Consider the following 21725-nt stretch of genomic DNA (forward strand, 5'->3'; position numbering starts at 1 on the left):
TTACTAAATAAGCCAATAAAAAGTATCGAACAACGCGGGTAAAATACCTACTACGCAGAAAAACTTAGTGTTCTCGGGTCTTGTGGAACTGAATGTCAGGATGACGCTCTTGTGCCAAATTCAAATTCACCATAGTTGGAGCAATATACGTTAAGTTATTACCACCATCTAGTGCTAAATTGTCATAAGCTTTTTTGCTAAATTGCTCTAGTGTTCTTTCATTATCACAAGTACACCAGCGTGCAGTTGCTACACTTATCGGTTCGTATATAGCGTCAACTTTATATTCAGTTTTTAAACGTTGTACAACGACTTCAAACTGCAATACACCGACCGCGCCAACTATCATCTCGTTTGAGTTGAAAGGTCTGAATACTTGCACAGCACCTTCTTCTGAAAGTTGTATTAAACCTTTTTGTAATTGTTTAGCTTTTAATGGATCACGTAAACGAATACGACGAAACATTTCAGGGGCAAAGTTTGGAATACCACTAAATTTCATCATTTCGCCTGAAGTAAAGGTATCACCGATTTGAATACTACCGTGGTTATGTAAACCGATAATATCGCCGGCATATGCTTCTTCTACATGTGCACGGTCTCCAGCCATAAACGTTACGGCATCGGCAATTTTTACATCTTTGTTAATACGTACTTGACGCATTTTCATGCCTTTTTCGTATTTACCTGAGCAAATACGCATAAAAGCAATACGGTCACGGTGTTTTGGATCCATGTTCGCTTGAATTTTAAAAACAAAGCCAGTGAATTTTTCTTCTTGAGCGGTTACTTCTCTAACATCAGTTAAACGAGGTAAAGGTTTTGGTGCCCATTTAGTTAAACCATTAAGCATATGGTCAACACCAAAATTACCTAAAGCCGTACCAAAGAATACTGGCGTTAGTTCACCTTTTAAAAACTCTTCCAAATTAAATTCATGTGATGCACCCGCAACCAGTTCTAATTCTTCACGTAAATCGTCAGCATAAGTTCCAATGACCTTATCTAACTCTGGGTTATCAAGCCCTTTGATAATTCTTTCTTCTTGGATCATATGGCCAAGTCCTGACTTATATAAAAATATTTCGTCAGTTAAAATGTTATAGACACCTTTAAATTCTTTACCCATACCAATCGGCCAAGTAATAGGGGCACATTTTATTTTCAGCACATCTTCCACTTCATCCATAACTTCCATTGGGTCACGAACATCACGATCCATTTTATTCATAAAAGTAATGATGGGCGTATCACGTAAACGCGTTACTTCCATTAACTTAACAGTTCGTGCCTCAACACCTTTAGCTACGTCGATAACCATTAAGCATGAATCAACCGCGGTGAGTGTTCTGTAGGTATCTTCTGAAAAGTCCTCGTGACCAGGTGTGTCCAGTAAATTAACTAAACAACCGTTATAAGGAAATTGCATTACAGAGGTCGTGATAGAAATACCACGCTCTTTCTCCATTTCCATCCAGTCAGACTTTGCATGCTGGCCTGATTTTTTACCTTTTACCGTGCCGGCTCGTTGTAAAGCCTGACCAAAAAGTAATACTTTTTCAGTGATGGTGGTTTTACCCGCATCAGGATGAGAGATAATTGCGAAAGTACGTCTTAGATTGACTTCATTAGCCTGTAGCGTTGTCATGTTTTAAAAGTTCTCTTTGGTGTACATGCTGATGCACATAAAATGCTTTTTTTAAATACTGAAAGGACATGTGAACAATCCTAAATTTTGCGCGCATTGTACCATAAATATAAATAGCCGCATTAGGGGACTGTCTTTAAATGATTATTTTTAGCAAGAATCCGAGACATTAACACTTTTTCTTTTGTTATTTGATTAAGTGGTAAGTGATCGTGCAGATAATAATTATTTGATTGGTTATTTTTAAGGTTGAGATTCAATAATAAATTCAATACAAGCTGATTTTTTTGAATTTAATAAAGAGATTAATAGTCATGTTATTTGAAAGTCTTGATCGAAATCAATATCTCACCTTCGAGTATAAGATAAATTACTCTTTGGGTAGAAAGTCTGAAATATGATGTAAAAATAACGAGATAGCATGGTTGATTTAGCTAGAAGAAACTTTTTTAAAGCAAAAAAATTAACAACCGCTCCGGCAATCAGATTGCCTTGGGTGCTCAATGAAGCCACTTTTATTGATGGCTGCACACAATGTGGTGACTGTTTAACGTCTTGTCCTGAAAATATCATTCAAAAAGGTGATGGCGGTTTCCCTGAAGTTAACTTTTTAAAAGGAGAGTGTACTTTTTGTCAAGCGTGCGTTGAAAGTTGTCAACAGCCACTTTTTGCCGAACGTGCACTTGCTCCAGAAGTAAATGCTTGGGATTTAGATATCTCCATAAAGGGCGATTGCTTAGCGGTTAACGATGTGTTTTGTCAAAGTTGTCAAGATAGCTGTGAGACAGAAGCTATATCTTTTAAATATATAAATTCATCAGTACCACAACCCCAGATAAAACTTAGTGACTGCACAAATTGTGGGGCCTGTGTTGCTATTTGCCCGCAATCATCTATTGAATTAACACCAAAAAATTCTGTGGGTGAGCAACCCACACATACTAATAGGAGAGTTATATGAGCGCTCTTGAACAAATGATTTGGAATATCTTAGGATATTCATCGATGCCTGTTATTTTTTTAGCTGGTTTTGCCGGTACCGCTTTAGTCGCTATCGCACTTTTAAAAATGTTAGGTATTAAGCCGGCAGGGGAATAATCGTGATCAATCTACTAGAAGAAAAACCTATTAATATTGCTGGTGTGCTTTTTGTTGCTCAGCCAAGTAATACCGCGAAAGTGGCCGAAGAACTGGGCGGATTTCCTGGCGCTGAAGTGCATGAGATTGCTGATAACGGCTCTATGGTGGTTACCATAGAAGAAAATGATTTAAACAGAGGTGAAAAAGGCAAAGGCCTTATTAACACCATTACAGATATGAGTAATTTACCGGGTGTGATCTCTTCATCATTGATTTTTCATCATAATGATTATGGGCTACCACAACATCAGGGGATAAAGGTATGACATTAACAAGACGTGATTTTATAAAAGCGAACGCCATTGCAGCAACAGCTGTCGCCGCAGGTATCGCCGTGCCATCTTCAGCTTCAAACTTGCTGACTAAATCGTCGGATACTACCATTAAATGGGATAAAGCCCCTTGTCGTTTTTGTGGCACAGGTTGTAGTGTGCTTGTTGGAACACAAGAAGGAAAAGTGGTGGCGACTCAAGGTGACCCTCAAGCAGAAGTTAACAAAGGTCTTAACTGTATTAAAGGTTACTTTTTATCCAAAATTATGTATGGGAAAGACCGATTAACTCAACCGTTATTACGGATGAAAGATGGTGTTTATGCCAAAGAAGGTGAGTTTACACCGGTAAGCTGGGATACCGCCTTTGATGTTATGGCTGAAAAATTTAAAGCCGCTTTAAAGAAAAAAGGCCCAACCTCAGTTGGTATGTTTGGTTCGGGTCAGTGGACTGTTTGGGAAGGTTATGCCGCTTCAAAATTAATGAAAGCGGGCTTTTTAACCAACAATCTTGATCCTAATGCTCGTCACTGTATGGCGTCAGCTGTGGGTGGTTTTATGCGTACCTTTGGTATCGACGAACCTATGGGTTGTTATGATGATTTAGAACACGCCGATGCATTTGTCCTTTGGGGTTCTAATATGGCGGAAATGCATCCTATTTTATGGTCGCGTTTAGCTGACCGTCGTTTAAGTCATCCTCATGTAAAAGTAAACGTATTATCAACGTATAAGCATCGAAGTTTTGAACTTGCTGATAACGGTATGATTTTTACACCACAAACAGATTTAGCGATATTAAACTTTATTGCTAATTATATTATTCAAAATAACGCCGTTAACGAAGATTTCATGAAAAAGCATGTCAATATTCGCGAAGGTGTTACTGATATTGGTTATGGTTTACGTCCTACTCATCCATTACAAAAAGCGGCTAAAAATCCTGACAGTGGCGCATCTAAACCGATGAGCTTCGATGACTTTGCTAAATTTGTTAGCACTTATAGTATTGAATATACATCAAAACTTTCGGGTGTTTCTGAAGATAAATTATTAACGCTGGCTAAACTTTATGCGGATCCTAAAGTTAAAGTGACTTCGTTTTGGACGATGGGTTTCAATCAACATACTCGTGGTGTTTGGGCAAATAACCTCATGTACAACGTGCATTTATTAACGGGTAAAATATCTGAACCGGGTAACAGCCCGTTTTCATTAACCGGACAGCCGTCAGCCTGTGGAACGGCGCGTGAAGTAGGGACTTTCTCACATAGATTACCTGCCGATCTCGTTGTTAAAAACCCTAAGCATAGAGCGATAGCTGAAAAAATATGGAAATTACCTGAAGGCACTATTCCACCTAAACCCGGTTACCATGCAGTTCTGCAAAATCGTATGCTTAAAGATGGCGAATTAAATGCATATTGGGTTATGTGTAATAACAACATGCAAGCCGGACCAAATATTAATGAAGAAGGGATCCCTGGCTATCGTAATCCAGAAAATTTCATTGTCGTTTCAGACCCTTACCCAACGGTAACGGCACAGGCGGCTGACTTGATTTTACCTACTGCTATGTGGGTAGAAAAAGAGGGAGCGTACGGCAATGCAGAGCGCCGTACACAGTTTTGGCATCAACAAGTGAATGCGCCAGGTGAAGCGCGTTCAGATTTATGGCAAATAGTTGAATTTTCTAAACGTTTTAAAATTGAAGAAGTATGGCCTGAAGAATTACTTGCCAAGAATCCTGAATACCGTGGCAAAACTATGTTTGACGTGCTTTATGCAAACGGTAACGTAGATAAATTCCCAATGAGTGAATCCAAAGGTGATACTAACTTTGAAGGTGATTATTTTGGTTTCTATATTCAAAAAGGCTTATTTGAAGAATATGCAACCTTTGGCCGAGGACATGGTCATGATTTAGCCCCCTTTGATCGCTATCACGAAGAGCGTGGCCTTAGATGGCCGGTTGTTAATGGTAAAGAAACTAAGTGGCGTTTTCGTGAGGGGCACGACCCTTATGTAGAGAAAGGCAGTGAAGTGCAGTTTTATGGCCATAAAGATAAAAAAGCCAATATATTTGCCTTACCCTACGAACCAGCGGCAGAGTCACCTGATGAAGAATTCGACTTATGGCTGAGTACCGGTCGTGTTCTTGAACATTGGCATTCAGGCTCTATGACTGCGCGTGTACCTGAACTTCATAAAGCATTTCCTGATGCGGTGTTATTTATCCACCCTGACGATGCTAAAGCAAGAGGTTTACGCCGTGGTGATGAGGTTTTGATTGAATCTCGTCGAGGTGAAGTGAAATCTCGTGTTGAAACTCGTGGCCGTAATAGACCCCCGAAAGGTTTAGTTTTTATGCCTTGGTTTGATGCAAAACAATTGGTTAATAAGTTAACCCTAGATGCTACCGATCCCTTGTCTAAACAAACTGACTTCAAAAAATGTGCGGTGAAAGTGAAAAAAGTCACTGTTTAGCACTAATTAAATTTACTTAATCTACCGGGTAGAGGTAAAAAATGAAAATATTATCAATAATAATGATAACAGCCAGTTTAGCCATGGCATTAAGCGTACAAGCTTATCAAGAAGTAACGACAGGCGGTTTAGAGACTATTCGTGGCATAGCTAAAATTAATGAAACCAAAAGTGCAGAAGCGCTTAAACGTGTCATTAAAGATAAAAATCCTATTCAGCGTAATTATGTGCATCAACCACCTGTTGTGCCTCATCAAACACGTGGTTATCGGGTCAATAAAGACAGTAATAAGTGTTTAACTTGTCATGGTTGGAAATATGCGAGAGAAACCGGCGCAACCAAAATAAGTTTAACGCACTTTGAAACACGTGACGGTAAAACACTGTCAGATGTTTCTCCGCGTCGCTACTTTTGTTCTCAATGCCATGTTACACAAGCTGATGCACCTGAGTTAGTTGATAATCTTTTTAAACCCGTTGAATCGTTAGGTAATGATTAAATAATGGTTTATCTAAACGTAATTTAGGGGATTAACATGACCAAAAAATCAAAAATAAAAAGCTTACTTTCGTATTTAAAGTCGCCAAGCAGTGCCGCCTTATGGTTTATTTTAGCTATCGGCTTTGCTGGCGGTGTTATCTTTTGGGGGGGATTTAATACCGCCCTTGAAGTGACCAATACCGAAGAGTTCTGCATTAGTTGTCATGAAATGGAAGATAATGTTTATGAAGAATACAAAGAAACTATTCATTACTCTAACCGTTCTGGCGTTCGTGCTACTTGTCCTGACTGCCATGTTCCCAAAAAATGGACTCATAAAATCGTTCGTAAAATTGCGGCGAGTAAAGAAGTTTGGGGTATGCTTACTGGCTTGATCGACACAAGAGAAAAGTTTCAAGATCATCGCCGTGAATTGGCAGAACGTGAATGGAAACGCATGAAAGAGAATGATTCACTGGAATGTCGTAATTGCCATAACTTTGAGTACATGGACTTTTCAGAACAAGGTAATCGAAGTGTTAAAATGCACTCAAGTGCACTGGCTTCTGGCGAAAAAACCTGTATAGATTGCCATAAGGGTATCGCCCATGAATTACCAGACATGAAAGGTGTTGAAAATTGGTAGTTTACTTACTTGTGTGAATAGCTTAAACGCTTATTCGTGAAACCGTGATATGTAAAAGCCTCTTTAATTGTCATGATTAAAGAGGCTTTATTTTGTTTCGTGTATGATGGTTTTAACTCTTGTCGCTCTTATTGTTGAAGCAGCTTTTTTACTGAACCCTATTAACTGGAATCTCATTTATGCCTGCTTTATTAGGTATTAGAGCACTTTTTTCATGACTATAGCGTCTTCATAACCGAAACCAGAGGCACTTGGGTAGTAACCTGTTCTTCTGCCAGTTTCAATAAAACCACTATTGATATACATCATTTGAGCACTGATGTTCTTTGCTCGAACTTCTAACCAAATAACTGTATTGTTAAGTTGTTTTGATTGCATAAAAAAGTGTTCTAGTAATGCTTTACCATAACCCTTGCCCTGCAGTGTTGGTAATACACAAACATCCATTAACGTTGCTTCACCAGCGACATGCTCGCCAATATAAAACCCCACTAACTTATTATCCACTTGTAAGTAATGACCAAAATATCGCGCGCCAATACAGCTGTTAAAGGTTTTTTCACTCCATGGGTGAGAGTGACAAGCATTCTCTATAGGGATTAATAAGTCTACGTCGTTACTTGATATTTTATGATAGCTAAAGGTCATTTTATTGAATTTCTTGTAGTTTTTGCCAAAGTGTTTGTTTTAATAGCGGAGAATTTTTCAAAACGTTAATCGACGGGGTAACCAAGTGATGCTTTGTTAGTGATATATCAGTCTGTTCACTAAATTGCCAGGTTAATAAACCTATCGATAAGGCATTATTATTGCAACTTACTTCACCAATAGAGCAACCTAAAGAATGCAGGATGTCGGTAAATATATGAGTATCAACTAATGTAGCAAGTTCAATGTCTAAATAAAGAGGGTGGTCGCTATTGTTCGTTTTTTCGCTATTTTTTAACTGCCAAAGTTCAATACCCATAGCCTGCAAGTGCGAAAACTGTCTTTTAGTCATGGTCATAAATTAAGGCGATAAAGCATAGCGTAAGTAAGAAGCACATAATGACAGAATTTTCACTTAATACCAAATATACCCGTTATTATTGGTGGTGTATTAATCCTGTGACTCTCAATTAATCGCAAATTAAAAGATAAAGCCATTGTACTTTATAGCGTTTTGATTTGAGTCATGACTAGTTGCTCTAACTCTTTAAAACCAATGGCTTTACTGAAATAATAACCTTGATACTCCTGACAGTTTAATTGTTGGAGAAACGCTAAATGCTCACTTAATTCCACGCCTTCTGCGATAACACTTAAATTTAAATTATTAGCCAAGTTAATAATAGAGCGAACAATACTTTGATCGATTGAAGATTCATGCATTCCCATAATAAACGAACGGTCAATCTTGAGAATGTCGATAGGAAATTGTTTTAAGTAACTTAAAGAAGAAAAACCTGTACCAAAATCATCTAATGAAAGCTTAAAGCCAAGTGCCTTAAGCTGTTGCATGGTTAAAATAGCGATATCTATTTTATCCAGTAACATGCCTTCAGTAATTTCAATTTTTATCCTGGCGGGAGAGATGCCATATTGGTTTAGTTTCGCTTTTAAAAGTGCAATAAGGGCTGCTGAATCAGAAAACATTTTTGCTGATAAATTAATGGCAATAGGTCCAAAGTCTAACGCTTGTTTTTGCCATAAAGCAACTTGAGCGAAGACCTTATTTATTGCGATTTTATCAAGTTGGTCTATTAGACCAAGCTTTTCAGAAAAGGGAATAAAACTGTCAGGGTAAATAATATTACCGTCCGCTTCAATCCACCGGATTAAGGCCTCTGCACCCGAAATTAAGCCAGATTTAGTATCAACAAAGGGTTGATAATAAAATTCAAAGGTCTCATTTTTTATTGCTGTGAGTAGCCTTTGTTCTTGCGCTAATTGTTCTGCAACTTCACTGTTCATGCGCTGTTCAAAAAATTGATAATTATTCTTTTTTTGAGCTTTAATATCAAAGATTGCTAACGCTGCTTTTCTTAATAGCTCCTGAGGAACATCAGCATCTTCAGGGTATCGAGTAATGCCAATGCTTGCTGTAACAGGCAACTGGTGGTCATCAAATACATATGCAGTGTCAAAACAAGACAGTATTTTCCGTGCAACAGCGATAGCACCATAATTAGGGTCAGAAAGCTCAACTAAAATACAAAATTCAGCACCATTAATACGTGCAATAACGTCTTTTGGGTATAATACCGTACTTAAACGATCGGCAATTTCACGGATAACTTCATCACCGGCACTATGGCCATAAGTGTCATTAATTTTTTTGAAACTATTTACATCGAGTAATAGTACGGTTGGTGATTTTTGAGAGCGCTGAGAGTTCAAAGAAGATTGGACAATCAATTCATGCAATAGGGTTCTATTCGGCAATTCGGTTAAATCATCGTGGGTAGCAAGCTTACTTAATTGCTGTTGTATTTTTACTTTTTCAGTAATGTCTCTAAAAACACCAAGATAATGGATAATTTCATTATTATCGTTTGTTATCGCTTCAATCTCTAATTCTAAACTATAAATTTCACCGGTAGATTTTTGATCAAAAAGCTCCCCTAACCAACTACCATGCACCATAGCCTGAGTGCGTAATTTTTCAGATAAATCAGCAGGCTGGCCATTTATTTCTGCAAAAACTACCTTTTGACCTATTACTTCAGATTTATGCTTGTGGGTATGTGTAACGTAAGCATTGTTTACTACTTCAATTTCGAAGTCTTTATTGGTTATCCATACCGCATCAGCCGTATTCTTAAAAGCAATAGACAATAACGTCAACTGTTCTTCATTGGCTCTGATTTCATTATTGTGGCGTGTTAAACGTACTTTTTCTTTTCGTATATAATGACGATTTACCGTAAGTAATAAAATGATTAAGGAAAATAGACTAATAACAATGGTCACAACACTTTGATTTTTTGCTGACTGTAGCTCTAATGTTTGTAATTGATTTTCAGCTTGTAATAAGTTGATCTTTTTCTGTTTTACTTCTGCTTTATATTGATTTTGTAAGACCCTGATTGATTTTTGCTGTGCTTCGTCATTAAGTTTATTAATTAACAGGATATGTTTTTCATAAAAATTAAAGGCTTGTTGCCATTTTTTCTGCGCTTGATAAGCTTTACTGATGCGTTTATAAGTCTCTGCTTCAAGTTGTTGAAGTTTGGTCTCTTGATAGTAAAGTAATGCGCGATTATAAATGGCTAACGCTCGAAGAGGCTCTCCCTGCAGTAGATAAATATCGCCAATAAAGCCTTCCGCACTAATTTGTGATTTTTTATTCTTGGTTGCTGCAGTTAATTGCAACGCTTCTTCTAATTGCTTTTTTGCTAATGTTAATTCATTAATTGTAATGTAGGCATCGGCGAGACCAATAATGGCGCCTAATGTCTCTTTAGGAAAATATTTACTGTCAGGGTGATTAATCGCTTTTTTATAGGATACGATTGCATTCTCAAACTGTTTGAGCTCGGTATAATAAATACCTTGATTTGAAATGTTAATGATATAAAGCGCACTGTCGTTAAGCTGTTGTGATATCTCTATAGGTCTCTCTAAATATTTTAAGGCAGCATGAAAATCTTTTTGTGCCCAGCTAATTAGGGATAAATTATTAAGCGCCGCCGCGACACCTTGTAAAGCCTGCAAGTCTTCATATAAACGCAAACTAGTAATAAAATACTGTTGTGCTTGGTCATAGTCGCCAATTGAGAAATACGAAATACCAGTTAAATTATTAATTTCAGCAACATCTCGGTTGGTCAGGTAGACATCATCATTTAAAATACTGTTATTTTTTTTTATTATTACGTTGTTCATCTGATTAAATAACGCCAAGGAAATCTTTAATGCTGGCAGATGTTGTTGATCATTTTGTAACTCAAGCAGCTGATTTTTTTTTAATAGAAGATTTAACGCGAGTAAGGATTTTTTTGAAATGATTTGATTAAGGTTTTTTTTAAAGCGATCTAGCCATCGTTGAGCATTAACAGTATCTCCTTGTAAGATAGCATTGTAATGCAACTGATTAATAATTAGTGCTTCAAAGCGCTTGTTTTCAAACGGCGTTACTTGTTCAAGCAGTTTAGTATAGCTATTTTCTTTTTCTTGAAATGAAATCGACGTATTATTACGGATAGACTGATAATCGGTATCTAAATTTACTTCACTGGTTATTTCTGTGGCAACAGCGCTAAATATTATAAAATATAAAGAAAATAATAAAGAGGGTGATTTTATTTGGGGCACAGTACTAAAAAGTGTCAAATTATTCCAGTCAGATATTATTAGAAGCAATAAATATATTATAGGTTATATTTTTATTTCTTCACCTAAATATAAATTATACTTTAATAAGTATAACGACCGCTCTTATTTAGATATGACTGAGTAACTATTAGGTTTACGATGATTTATAAAGATAATACTATTGATCTTAGCTAGAAATAGCTAAGAAAATAATTGGCAGGGGTGGAGAGATTCGAACTCCCAACCGTCGGTTTTGGAGACCGCTGTTCTACCAATTGGAACTACACCCCTGCAACGGATTCGAATTATACGCAAGCAATAGCAAAGGTAAAGCGCTAAAGTCAAAAAAAATGAAATAAATGACTGTTTGCTTAAAATAACAACATTGCGTTTGTTTTAAACTCAATTATTGTCAGGTAAAGCAAACAATCACAGATACAATATTAATTATTACAAAAACGTAGTGCCTCTGGGTAGGGGAATACATCTTCAAATTTACCCGTAGCCACACTTTTTTGGCATTGTTGCCAAAAACTGGCTTCTAACAAATCGGCATGATGTAATAAAAAAGCATTGCGGTATTTCTTATTTGCCAACGCAAAAGTCGCAATTTCCTCTGGAAACATGTCGCCAGGTGCTACCGAGTACCAAGGTTCTGCTGCATAAATTTGTTCCTCGGTAATGGCTTCTGGTTTCACCCTAAAGTTAACTTCATCCATATAGGTTATTTCATCATAATCGTAAAATATGACTCGTCCGTGTCGGGTTACGCCAAAGTTTTTGAGTAACATGTCGCCGGGGAAAATATTGGCAGCAATTAACTGTTTGATCGCGCTGCCATAGCCATACATTGCTTCTTCAATTTCCTCATCACTCGCTTTAGCTAAATATAAATTGAGCGGTGTCATACGACGCTCAATATATAAATGTTTGATGATAATTAATTCATCTTCAAAACGAATAATAGATTGAGCAACATTGAGCAGCTCTGTTAATAATTCTTCACTAAAACGGTCTTTGGGAAAAGCAACTTCAGAGTATTCCATGGTGTCAGCCATTCGTCCAACTCGGTCATGTAATTTAACTAAGCGATATTTTCCTTTAACTTCTTGCTTAGTCATGGTCTTACTTGGGGCAAATTTATCTTTTATAATTTTAAAAACATAAGGGTAAGAGGGTAAGGTAAATACTGACATCACCATACCTTTAATACCTGCAGCTAATTCAAACTTGTCATCACTTGCGTCGAGGTGATTGAGAAAATCGCGATAAAACTGTGTTTTACCTTGTTTATGAAAACCAATGGCTGAATATAAATCGGCTAAGGTTTTATGAGGAATTAAGCGTTTTAAAAATTGCACTAAAGCAAAAGGGTGCTGACAGTCGACAAAAAAGTAAGCGCGGGCAAAACCGAAAACTACCGCCATATTTGCCCCTTCGGTTAACAAAGCATCTATGTATAATCCTGCTGCTTTTCCTTCTTTTTCATTATTAACAATAGGGACAATAAAAGGTGTTTCACCGCCAGGAGAAATAACGCGACCAATAATATAAGCCCCTTTGTTACGATAGAATATAAAATCAAGAATATCGAACTTCAATTCGCTAAGTTTATATCGTGTTTTATGTGCTTGAACGCGAAAAGACTTTATAAGACTTTTCATGTCTCTTTCTAAGTTAACAAAGGGAATGTTGAAGTTGGCATTATTCATAATAGCCGCAATAGTTTGCTCTAGGCCTAACTCACTTGGCAAATAGCGCGTGTATATAACCGGACTGGCAATGTTTTCTATTTTTTCAACGGTACTTTTTACAAAAATAAAAGCATTGTGGTAGTACTTACGTTCAAATAAATGACAAAAGATAGAGTTATAAAAACTCTCTGCTAGCTCTGGTTGATGGTGTTCTTTTAATAAATCGACGTAACTTACCTTAACGTTTTGCCATAAAAGCTCGTCAAGATTCGAGACAAAAAAATCTTTTTTAATGGTCTCAAGTGTTTCTTCAACACGTTTATCATAAAAGTCTGTTCTACTTTTTGCTGCATCTTGAACCGCTTGCCATTGGCAGAGTTCAAAGCGTTTTTTTGCGGATTGAGTAATTTCACTAAAAAGATAGATATGTCGCTCAAAGCCATTCAGGATGGTTTTAGCGAGAGCAAAAGCAATATTGTTCATGATATTTTCAACTATAAATTTATCGATAATCTCAGCATACGGTAAATTGTCAAAAAGGGGAGATAAAGTTTCCAATATGATGATTATAAACAAGGTAAATACAGAGCTGTTTTATATTTAAGGTCTCTTGACCCTTTATTGCCACTGTATCGGCGTTATTACTTGCTATTGTTGGCGCTGAACACTAAAATTACGCGTTTTTTATTCTCTTAAAATAGATATTCTAATTGGTATTTACATGCGCGTAGCTGACTTTTCTTTTGATTTACCCGAAGAACTTATTGCCCGATATCCGAAAGCGGATCGTACCTCAAGTCGTTTAATGTCTGTTAACGGTAATAGTGGTGAAATCCTTGATCTTGGATTTACCGACATTATTGAACAACTTAATGCTGGTGATCTACTTATCTTCAATAATACCCGCGTAATACCCGCACGTATGTTTGGACAAAAAGAAAGTGGTGGGAAAATTGAAGTTTTGGTTGAAAGGATCCTCGACGAAAAACGTTTTCTTGCTCATATTCGTGCCAGTAAGTCACCAAAAGTGGGTAACAAACTTATTCTAGAAGGCAAAGTCTCTGCGACTATGCTTGGTCGCCATGGTGCTCTATTTGAATTAGAAATACAGGGTGAACAATCAGTTTTATCTGTGCTTGAAGAAATTGGCCATATGCCATTACCTCCGTACATAGACCGTCCTGATGAAGACAGCGATCGTGAAAGATATCAAACTGTTTATAATGAAAAACCTGGTGCGGTTGCTGCACCTACCGCAGGTTTACATTTTGATGAAAATTTATTAGAAAAAATAAAAGCTAAGGGTGTCGATCTCGCTTTTATTACCTTACACGTTGGCGCGGGTACTTTTCAGCCAGTAAAAGTCGATGAAATAGCCGACCATATTATGCATGCTGAGTATGTTGAAGTATCTGACGAAGTTGTTCAACAGATAGCCCTTACAAAAGCGAATGGCGGTCGCGTTATCGCAGTTGGTACAACATCGGTACGTTCTATAGAAAGTGCCGCTAAGGTGGCTAAAGATAAAGCTTTACCGCTTAGCGCTTTTTATGGTGACACTGATATCTTTATTACCCCAGGATATGAATTTCAAGTGATTGATGCCTTAATCACTAATTTTCATTTATCAGAGTCAACACTGTTAATGCTCGTTAGCGCCTTCTCGGGTTACGAACACATGATGTCTGCATATCAACATGCAGTGCATGAAAAATATCGTTTTTTCAGTTATGGCGATGCGATGTTTTTAACGAAAAAAGATTACAATATTTAAGATGACATACAAAGCGTTTAATAATTTATAATAAACAACCGCTAGCCTGTTTCGCTAGAGGGTTTGGAGAAAGTCTATATGACAGATAAAACAGTAGCACCAGTGACTAAACCAGTAAAAAGCAAGATGAAGTATCAATTAATCAATACTGACGGTAAAGCACGTCGAGGCCGTTTAACGTTTGATCGCGGTACAGTAGAAACGCCAGCGTTTATGCCAGTAGGGACTTATGGCACGGTTAAAGGCATGAAAATGGAAGATGTTGAGGCAACAGGCGCTGAAATTATTCTAGGCAACACTTTTCATCTTATGCTACGTCCTGGTACTGAAATTGTTGAACAGTTTGGCGGTTTACATAATTTTATTAATTGGCAAAAACCAATTCTTACTGACTCTGGTGGTTTTCAGGTGTTCAGTTTAGGTAAAATGCGTAAGATTACCGAAGAAGGGGTTAAGTTTAGTTCTCCTATTAACGGTGATAAAATAATGCTGACCCCTGAACGTTCAATGGAAGTTCAGCGCAGTTTAGATGCCGATGTTGTGATGATTTTTGATGAGTGTACGCCATATCCTGCATCACATGAAGAATCAAAAAGTTCGATGGAATTATCACTACGCTGGGCACAGCGTTCTAAAGTTGCTCATGGCGATAATCAATCAGCTTTGTTTGGTATTGTACAAGGTGGCATGTATGAAGACTTACGTGAAGTTTCTGTTAAAGGTTTAAAAGACATCGAGTTTGATGGTTATGCGATCGGTGGTTTATCAGTAGGTGAACCCAAAGAAGATATGATCCGCATTCTTGATCACACCACCCCCTTGATCCCTGAGAATAAACCCCGATATCTTATGGGTGTTGGAAAGCCTGAGGACTTGGTTGAAGGTGTGCGTCGTGGTATTGATATGTTTGATTGTGTTATGCCAACACGTAATGCCCGAAATGGTCATCTATTTGTGACTAACGGCGTTATTAAAATCCGTAATGCCAGCCACAAAACAGATACAGGGCCATTAGACAGCGAATGTGACTGTTATACCTGTAAAAATTATTCACGCGCTTATTTGCATCATTTAGATAAGTGTAATGAAATTCTAGGCTCACAATTAAATACCTTACATAACTTACATTTTTATCAACGTGTTATGAAAGGATTGCGTGCGGCTATAGAGCAAGGTAAGTTAGACGACTTCGTGAGCGAGTTTTATGCGTTACGCGGATTACCCGTTCCAGAACTAAAATAGCTATTTACACAAATTAAAAGAATTATCCATTTATTAACAATAAAAATCAGAGGAAATTATGAGTTTATTTATCAGTGAAGCACACGCAGCAACCGGCGCACCAGCAGGTGCCGATGGCACATCAATGTTGATCATGCTAGCCGTTTTTGGTTTAGTTTTTTACTTTATGATTTACCGCCCACAAGCTAAGCGTGTAAAAGAGCATAAAGGCCTAATGTCAGCATTATCAAAAGGCGATGAAGTTTTAACACAAGGCGGCATCGTCGGTAAAATTGTGAAAGTTTCAGACGAAAAAGATTATATCGTAGTAAGTGTTGCTGAAGGTACTGAAGTTGTTCTTCAAAAAGCAGCAATCAATGCGGTATTACCTAAAGGCACAATGAAGTCATTGTAATTCGTAGTGGGTTAGTTATTTGCTTAGCTTCTTGCTAAACAAGTTTAGCATTATGACTAACCTGCAATGATTTAAAAGAACGTTAATAAAAAGGATGAACTTGTGCTAAACAAATACCCCTTATGGAAAACACTGATGGTGCTATTTATAGTCGCTTTTGGTGCTTTATATGCTTTACCTAATTTATACCCTGAAGACCCTGCCGTGCAGGTTTCAGGTTTACGTGGCGTTGAAGCCAATGCTGGAACGCTTGATAGCGTAAAGAGCGATTTGACTGCAGATAATATTTCATTCTCAAGTATTGTGCTTGAAAATGGCCAATTACTTGTCCGTTTTAGTGATACCGAGCAACAACTTCGTGCCCGTGATTTGCTTGAGGAAAGTTTAGGCGATAAATTTTCGGTGGCGTTAAATCTTACGCCGGCAACACCTGCATGGTTAGCAAGTGTTGGTGGTACACCGATGAAGTTAGGTTTAGATTTAAGTGGTGGTGTTAGCTTTCTAATGGAAGTGAACATGAGTGAAGCGATAGTTAAAGCGCAAGACGCCTTAGTTGATGACTTTCGTACTGATTTACGTGGCGAAAAAATTCGTTACCGCAGTGTCAAAAAATCGAACGACTCCATCAATGTTCAGTTTCGTAATGCGGAAGACTTAACTACAGCACATGACTTTTTGAAAAAACGCTACCGTGACTTTTTAATGTCAGAAAATGCGGATAATTTAACTTTGTCTGCAAAAATGACCGATGAAAAAATTAAAGAAGTTCGCGAATATGCCTTGCAACAAAACATTACCATTATTCGTAATCGTGTTAATGAATTGGGTGTCTCTGAGCCGCTTGTGCAACGCCAAGGCAAAAAACACATCATCATTGAATTACCCGGCGTGCAAGATACAGCTAAAGCAAAAGAAATTTTAAATGCAACGGCAACTATCGAATTTAGACTCGTTGATACCGACGGTGATTTAAGTGCTGCACTCAATGGCCGAGTGCCAGCAAGCTCTAAGTTATTATATGAACGTGACGGCAAACCTGTTTTATTGAAAAAACGTGTGATGCTAACCGGTGATCATATTGTTGATGCAGGCTCAAGCTTTGACGAATATAGCCGTCCACAAGTAAATATTTCGCTTGATTCTGCCGGCGGTGGAAAAATGTCCAATGGGACTAAAAGTAATATCGGTAAGCCAATGGCGACCGTATTTATTGAATATAAACCCACTGACCGTAAAGATGCTGAAGGGAATACTATTTTTGAAAAAATAGAAGAAGTTATCTCAGTAGCAACCATTCAAGCACGTTTAGGTAAAACCTTCCGCATTACTGGTGCGGGTAGCCAAAGTGAAGCACATAATTTAGCATTATTGTTACGTGCTGGAGCACTTGTAGCACCTATTCAAATTGTTGAAGAGCGAACGGTTGGACCTACATTAGGTGCTGAAAATGTTAGGCTTGGTTTTGAAGCTATTTTAATGGGCTTTGGCTTAGTGTTTATTTTTATGATTATTTATTACCGTGCTTTTGGTGTGGTAGCAAATCTAGCACTTGGTGCTAACTTAATCTTAATTGTTGGGGTAATGTCGTTAATTCCTGGGGCAACATTAACGTTACCCGGTATGGCAGGTATTGTACTAACAGTTGGTATGGCAGTAGATGCCAACGTACTTATATTCGAACGTATACGAGAAGAAATACGTGAAGGTAAGTCGATTCAACAATCTATTCACCAAGGATATGAGGCAGCATTTTCAACCATTATTGATGCCAATATTACCACGCTTATTGCGGCACTTATTTTGTATGCTATTGGTACAGGTCCGATTAAGGGTTTTGCGATAACGTTATCTATCGGTATTCTTACCTCAATGTTTACAGCGGTTGTTGGTACACGAACCGTAGTTAATGCTGTTTGGGGCGGAAAACGTCTCGACAAACTTTCAATATAGGGCGTAGATATTTATGCAAATTTTACAATTAAAAGAAACTGTCGCCTTTATGAGTTACCGCAAGGGAGCATTGATGTTTAGTGTTTTATTGATGCTTGCTTCTGTATTTTCTTTAATGACCAATAAATTAAACTTTGGCCTAGATTTTACGGGTGGAACATTAATTGAGGTGGGTTTTGAAAAAGCGGCTGATTTAAACAAAATTCGTGCGGTAATGGACAGTAATGGCTATCCAGATGCGGTTGTGCAGTTATATGGTACTAGCCGTGATGTGGTTATTCGTTTAGCAGAGCGCGAAGGTTTAAACGTTGAAATGCTCGGTAATGAAGTACTTAGTGCCTTACAAGAAGGCACAGGGCAAACCATGGAAATGCGCCGTATTGAATTTGTTGGTGGCAGCGTCGGCGATGAATTAGCAGAGCAGGGCGGATTAGCGATGTTAACTGCGCTAATTTGTATTCTCGTTTACGTAGCATTCCGCTTTGAATGGCGTTTCGCTTTAGGTTCGGTGTTTGCTTTATTTCATGATGTATTGTTAACACTGGGCTTGTTCTCAGTATTAAAACTTGAGTTTGACCTGACGGTGCTTGCAGCGATATTGGCGGTTATAGGTTACTCACTCAATGATACGATTGTTGTGTCTGACCGTATTCGTGAAAACTTTCGTAAATTACGTGAAGGCGGGCCAGCAGATATTATCAATATTTCGTTAACACAAACCTTAAGTCGTACTTTTATAACGTCAATAACCACGTTATTAGTATTAGCTGCACTGTTTTTTAGAGGTGGTGAGCTTATTCATGGTTTCGCAACCGCGTTATTGTTTGGGGTCTTTGTTGGTACTTATTCATCTATTTATGTAGCAAGCTCTGTTGCACTCGCTTTTGGTATTTCTAAAGAAGACTTGATACCAGAAGTGATTGATAAAGAAGGCGCAGATCAAGAAGAGATGACGCCTTAACGTATCAATCAGATAATAAAAGTTGTTAACTAAAAGCCGAGTATTCTTACTCGGCTTTTTATTGTCTTATCAAGAAGATTAACTGATTAGCACCGTTTAAAAGGGCTTATTAATAACTATTAAGATGATATTTGAAATAAAATTGTGCTAATTTTCAATTTTATTAGTGTATGGTATTTACATTAAATAGTTTATTAGTATAATTACTCTAGTTCTTAAGGGCTATGCTCTTACCAAACTTTTGTTATTCCCTTACAAATGTTTTTATGCCGCGTAACTTACGCGGCTTTTTTTTGCCTAAAAAAGGACATTTAAGGTACGTTAGGCTTTATTGGCAATGTCGTGTATCACTTTAGCAATGTTAATATTATAGTCTTCAGCTCGGGCCGAGCCAACGATGGTAATAGTGACAAGTGAAAGGTCGCAATCTTTTGAATTAATATAATTTTGGAGTTTTAAGCTATAAAAAATTTTTACTTTAGGTTTTAGCGGGTCAGCTCTGTTGCCTTCAACTACAATGGCTATTTTATCATTTGATAGTTTAACCAGTGAGCCCACCGGATGGACACCTAAATATTTAATAAACCGTTGAACAAGTTGCTGATCAAACTTGCCTTTTTCTGCTAATAAATAACGTAACGCGTTAATGGGTTGTTGACCTTTTTTATAAGCTTTATCACCTGTTACAGCGTCATAAACATCAATAATTGCAGTAATACGAGCAAGTTTAGAAAGTTTTTCTTTTTTTAAACCCCTCGGGTAGCCAGAACCATCTAATCGTTCATGGTGATTAATCAACATATCCATAATAATAGGATCATTAAAGCCATCTTTTTTACAAAGCTGATGTCCCCATGCAAGGTGCTTTTTAACAATATCCATTTCATTAACTGTCAGTTTATCTGGTTTTTCAATGATCCCTTTGGGTATTTTTGCAACACCAATATCATGTAATAAAGCGCCTAATGTCATTTTTTCAGCGGTTTCTTTATTTAAGCCAAGGAAAAGTGCAAAGCCGCATACTAAGATGGCGCAGTTAGTGGCATGCTCCCATTGATAGGTAGAGTGATGGCGAATACGCGTTAAAATAGTTATGGCATATTGATTACGAATAACCGAGTTGGTTATCTCTGAGGCGAGCAAACTGATTGCCTGTGGTGATAGATTTTTTTGACTTTTCGCTTGATCGAACAAATCCTGAATTTTTTTATTACTATCATCATAGATTTCACACGAACGTGAAAATTCTTCATTTAATGAGCACGGTAAAATCACTGACTCTGCAGTTGATAGTTTCTCTTCTTTAGCTGTTAAATTTTTATTTTGTTCCTTATCAGACTCAAGTTTGATAATAACTTGAGTAACGCCTTGTTTTTTTAAAGACATTATTGTGCTTTGAGAGTTAACTCTGCCTTGGTTTTTTACTTTTGTTTTGCTGTGTTTAAGCATTACGGTGGTAACGAACATACCAATTTCTAATTCATCAATGCTTAATGTCTTCAATCTAACTTCTTCAGTCATATAGTATTTTTATTATTATTGTTCCATATCCATTCATACTTGCTTATTTTTTATACTTTTACAATAAATTGTTATATTAGCAAATGAGATGGTGTGAGATAATTAAAGACTGCTCATTAATTAATTGATACCAATAATCATGAATTCAACAATCTTAAGCACCTTTTTAGTCGACGTTAAAAACAACCAATCGTTCTGGGCACTGCAAGAAAAGTCAGCAGAAGATTGGGTGGTACTTGACTCTATTAATTTTGAAAACACTGAAGTTATGCCATTATGGTCAAGCCAAGAACTCGCTCAGAAGCATTGTGTTGATGAATGGCAGGAATATGTACCGACTAAAATAACTTTAAGTGACTGGTTGGAATTTTGGTTAGAAGACCTTAGTGAAGACGGCGTTATTGTTGGTATTAATTGGCAAGAAGAAACTAGTGATACAGATGATAATACATATGTTGAGTTAGATTTAGCCGAGTTTAGTCAAGCACTCGCTGAAATTGAAGCTTTGTAACGTTTAGAAAAAGCAGTATGTTGACTTTATTATAGAGCTCAACGTGCTGTTGTTATTCGCCTGATACATCTAAATAAGTTAGTAAACTTATTCGACCATTCTTGGTCGACGCTATTTTATTTTTATTGATTAAATCTTTCCAGGCGGTCACTTTGCCACCCGTATTGAGCCGCTCAAAGCTTGCCGACTCATTTCCTTGCGCTAAAGATAAAAAGTTGAGTAATTTCTGATAACTGTCTGACTCGCTAACATCTATAGTCAGTAAGTCTTGTGGGCGAGCAATAAAATATTGCCCAACCTCACTCTTATGCCGCTGGTAGCATAATGATAAAAAATTATCATCTTCAATATTATCTGACGTAAAAGGTGAAAATGTACTCTGGTAACAGCGTTTAATGATCGTATTAAAACCACCATCATCTCGGGTGACATTGATATACATTCGTTGAAGTAATTGCTTAATCGACGGTAACCATTTTTGTGACTCACGGGACAAATAGATAAATTTACTGTTAGGGTAAAATGTATCTAGACGTTTAAAATCAGCAAAAATGGGCGTATCGGCGATCACTTGTGCATGATCAAAAGTTTTTTGCGTATAAGCTGTGTGTGCGACGGTATAGCCGAGTTCAAGCATAGCGGCACAAATACTGGTGGTGCCGGTGCGAGGTAAGCCGATAATGAATATTTTAGTGCTGTTCATCTCTTA

19 protein-coding genes and 1 tRNA gene are annotated in these 21725 nt (G+C 37.4%); 12 read left to right on the plus strand and 8 right to left on the minus strand.

Annotation, left to right across the window (positions count from 1 at the left end):
- Positions 1–64: 64 nt before the first annotated feature.
- Positions 65–1648: a peptide chain release factor 3 gene (prfC, locus tag H4J70_RS06320; protein ID WP_070376025.1), complete on the minus strand. Its 1584-nt coding sequence runs from the start codon at positions 1646–1648 to the stop codon at positions 65–67.
- A gap of 421 nt (positions 1649–2069) precedes the next feature.
- Here prfC and napF point away from each other — a divergent pair, with 421 nt between their 5' ends.
- From napF to H4J70_RS06350, 6 genes are read left to right on the plus strand one after another with little or no spacing between them, the layout of a single operon-like run.
- A complete protein-coding gene (gene napF / locus H4J70_RS06325) occupies positions 2070–2609 on the plus strand; it encodes a ferredoxin-type protein NapF (protein ID WP_182222710.1) in 540 nt (179 codons plus the stop codon).
- Positions 2606–2746, plus strand: coding sequence for a TIGR02808 family protein (locus H4J70_RS06330; protein WP_070376027.1), 141 nt, complete (start codon positions 2606–2608; stop codon positions 2744–2746). Before napF ends, H4J70_RS06330 begins: the two co-directional genes overlap by 4 nt.
- Positions 2747–2748: 2 nt before the next feature.
- A complete protein-coding gene (locus H4J70_RS06335) occupies positions 2749–3054 on the plus strand; it encodes a chaperone NapD (RefSeq protein ID WP_182217595.1) in 306 nt (101 codons plus the stop codon).
- Positions 3051–5546, plus strand: coding sequence for a nitrate reductase catalytic subunit NapA (napA, locus tag H4J70_RS06340; protein ID WP_182217597.1), 2496 nt, complete (start codon positions 3051–3053; stop codon positions 5544–5546). The genes H4J70_RS06335 and napA overlap by 4 nt, the downstream gene beginning before the upstream one ends.
- Positions 5547–5587: 41 nt before the next feature.
- On the plus strand, positions 5588–6046 hold the full coding sequence (locus tag H4J70_RS06345) for a nitrate reductase cytochrome c-type subunit (protein WP_182217599.1): 459 nt from the start codon (positions 5588–5590) through the stop codon (positions 6044–6046).
- Between the two features lie 36 nt (positions 6047–6082).
- Positions 6083–6673 (plus strand): NapC/NirT family cytochrome c, encoded by a 591-nt coding sequence (locus H4J70_RS06350; RefSeq protein ID WP_182217601.1) that lies wholly within the window; start codon positions 6083–6085, stop codon positions 6671–6673.
- Positions 6674–6871: 198 nt separating this feature from the next.
- Here H4J70_RS06350 and rimI read toward each other — a convergent pair whose 3' ends face one another.
- From rimI to aceK, 5 genes are all read right to left on the minus strand, one after another.
- A complete protein-coding gene (gene rimI, locus H4J70_RS06355) occupies positions 6872–7321 on the minus strand; it encodes a ribosomal protein S18-alanine N-acetyltransferase (RefSeq protein ID WP_182250780.1) in 450 nt (149 codons plus the stop codon).
- A 1-nt stretch (position 7322) separates the two neighbouring features.
- Positions 7323–7673 carry a DNA polymerase III subunit psi gene (locus H4J70_RS06360; RefSeq protein WP_182217604.1) on the minus strand — a complete coding sequence of 117 codons (351 nt, stop codon included), beginning with the start codon at positions 7671–7673 and terminating at the stop codon, positions 7323–7325.
- A 152-nt stretch (positions 7674–7825) separates the two neighbouring features.
- Positions 7826–10987 (minus strand): EAL domain-containing protein, encoded by a 3162-nt coding sequence (locus H4J70_RS06365; RefSeq protein WP_182250781.1) that lies wholly within the window; start codon positions 10985–10987, stop codon positions 7826–7828.
- 196 nt (positions 10988–11183) lie between these two features.
- Positions 11184–11260: transfer RNA gene (locus tag H4J70_RS06370), tRNA-Trp, on the minus strand.
- Between the two features lie 152 nt (positions 11261–11412).
- Entirely contained in the window at positions 11413–13146 is a 1734-nt protein-coding gene (gene aceK / locus H4J70_RS06375; RefSeq protein ID WP_182218311.1) for a bifunctional isocitrate dehydrogenase kinase/phosphatase, read from the minus strand.
- Between the two features lie 238 nt (positions 13147–13384).
- On the opposite strand from aceK, the gene queA reads away from it, so the two are divergent.
- From queA to secF, 5 genes are all read left to right on the plus strand, one after another.
- The gene (gene queA, locus H4J70_RS06380; RefSeq protein ID WP_182218313.1) at positions 13385–14437 is read left to right on the plus strand and encodes a tRNA preQ1(34) S-adenosylmethionine ribosyltransferase-isomerase QueA; all 1053 of its coding nucleotides are present in this window, start codon (positions 13385–13387) and stop codon (positions 14435–14437) included.
- Between the two features lie 126 nt (positions 14438–14563).
- Complete coding sequence (gene tgt, locus H4J70_RS06385; protein ID WP_182171367.1) at positions 14564–15679, plus strand: tRNA guanosine(34) transglycosylase Tgt; 1116 nt, start codon at positions 14564–14566, stop codon at positions 15677–15679.
- 58 nt (positions 15680–15737) lie between these two features.
- Positions 15738–16073 (plus strand): preprotein translocase subunit YajC, encoded by a 336-nt coding sequence (yajC, locus tag H4J70_RS06390; RefSeq protein WP_182171028.1) that lies wholly within the window; start codon positions 15738–15740, stop codon positions 16071–16073.
- Between the two features lie 102 nt (positions 16074–16175).
- The gene (gene secD, locus H4J70_RS06395; protein ID WP_182231021.1) at positions 16176–18023 is read left to right on the plus strand and encodes a protein translocase subunit SecD; all 1848 of its coding nucleotides are present in this window, start codon (positions 16176–16178) and stop codon (positions 18021–18023) included.
- A 13-nt stretch (positions 18024–18036) separates the two neighbouring features.
- Positions 18037–18984 carry a protein translocase subunit SecF gene (gene secF / locus H4J70_RS06400; RefSeq protein WP_070376037.1) on the plus strand — a complete coding sequence of 316 codons (948 nt, stop codon included), beginning with the start codon at positions 18037–18039 and terminating at the stop codon, positions 18982–18984.
- A gap of 321 nt (positions 18985–19305) precedes the next feature.
- On the opposite strand, the gene H4J70_RS06405 is transcribed toward secF, so the two are convergent.
- The gene (locus tag H4J70_RS06405) at positions 19306–20505 is read right to left on the minus strand and encodes an HD-GYP domain-containing protein (RefSeq protein ID WP_182250782.1); all 1200 of its coding nucleotides are present in this window, start codon (positions 20503–20505) and stop codon (positions 19306–19308) included.
- A 139-nt stretch (positions 20506–20644) separates the two neighbouring features.
- On the opposite strand from H4J70_RS06405, the gene H4J70_RS06410 reads away from it, so the two are divergent.
- On the plus strand, positions 20645–21016 hold the full coding sequence (locus H4J70_RS06410) for a DUF2750 domain-containing protein (protein WP_070376038.1): 372 nt from the start codon (positions 20645–20647) through the stop codon (positions 21014–21016).
- 52 nt (positions 21017–21068) lie between these two features.
- Here H4J70_RS06410 and H4J70_RS06415 read toward each other — a convergent pair whose 3' ends face one another.
- A complete protein-coding gene (locus tag H4J70_RS06415) occupies positions 21069–21719 on the minus strand; it encodes a sulfotransferase (RefSeq protein WP_182218318.1) in 651 nt (216 codons plus the stop codon).
- Positions 21720–21725: the final 6 nt, after the last annotated feature.

Source organism: Colwellia sp. BRX8-9 (genome assembly GCF_014077245.1).
Taxonomy (GTDB): domain Bacteria; phylum Pseudomonadota; class Gammaproteobacteria; order Enterobacterales; family Alteromonadaceae; genus Colwellia_A.

Coding starts and splice junctions, on each gene's coding strand:
- H4J70_RS06330 (WP_070376027.1), top strand. CDS start 2,606: ATGAGCGCTCTTGAACAAATGATTTGGAATATCTTAGGATATTCATCG.
- napF (WP_182222710.1), top strand. CDS start 2,070: ATGGTTGATTTAGCTAGAAGAAACTTTTTTAAAGCAAAAAAATTAACA.
- yajC (WP_182171028.1), top strand. CDS start 15,738: ATGAGTTTATTTATCAGTGAAGCACACGCAGCAACCGGCGCACCAGCA.
- napA (WP_182217597.1), top strand. CDS start 3,051: ATGACATTAACAAGACGTGATTTTATAAAAGCGAACGCCATTGCAGCA.
- tgt (WP_182171367.1), top strand. CDS start 14,564: ATGAAGTATCAATTAATCAATACTGACGGTAAAGCACGTCGAGGCCGT.
- prfC (WP_070376025.1), bottom strand. CDS start 1,648: ATGACAACGCTACAGGCTAATGAAGTCAATCTAAGACGTACTTTCGCA.
- H4J70_RS06410 (WP_070376038.1), top strand. CDS start 20,645: ATGAATTCAACAATCTTAAGCACCTTTTTAGTCGACGTTAAAAACAAC.
- H4J70_RS06415 (WP_182218318.1), bottom strand. CDS start 21,719: ATGAACAGCACTAAAATATTCATTATCGGCTTACCTCGCACCGGCACC.
- H4J70_RS06345 (WP_182217599.1), top strand. CDS start 5,588: ATGAAAATATTATCAATAATAATGATAACAGCCAGTTTAGCCATGGCA.
- H4J70_RS06360 (WP_182217604.1), bottom strand. CDS start 7,673: ATGACTAAAAGACAGTTTTCGCACTTGCAGGCTATGGGTATTGAACTT.
- H4J70_RS06350 (WP_182217601.1), top strand. CDS start 6,083: ATGACCAAAAAATCAAAAATAAAAAGCTTACTTTCGTATTTAAAGTCG.
- queA (WP_182218313.1), top strand. CDS start 13,385: ATGCGCGTAGCTGACTTTTCTTTTGATTTACCCGAAGAACTTATTGCC.
- secF (WP_070376037.1), top strand. CDS start 18,037: ATGCAAATTTTACAATTAAAAGAAACTGTCGCCTTTATGAGTTACCGC.
- aceK (WP_182218311.1), bottom strand. CDS start 13,146: ATGAACAATATTGCTTTTGCTCTCGCTAAAACCATCCTGAATGGCTTT.
- H4J70_RS06405 (WP_182250782.1), bottom strand. CDS start 20,505: ATGACTGAAGAAGTTAGATTGAAGACATTAAGCATTGATGAATTAGAA.
- rimI (WP_182250780.1), bottom strand. CDS start 7,321: ATGACCTTTAGCTATCATAAAATATCAAGTAACGACGTAGACTTATTA.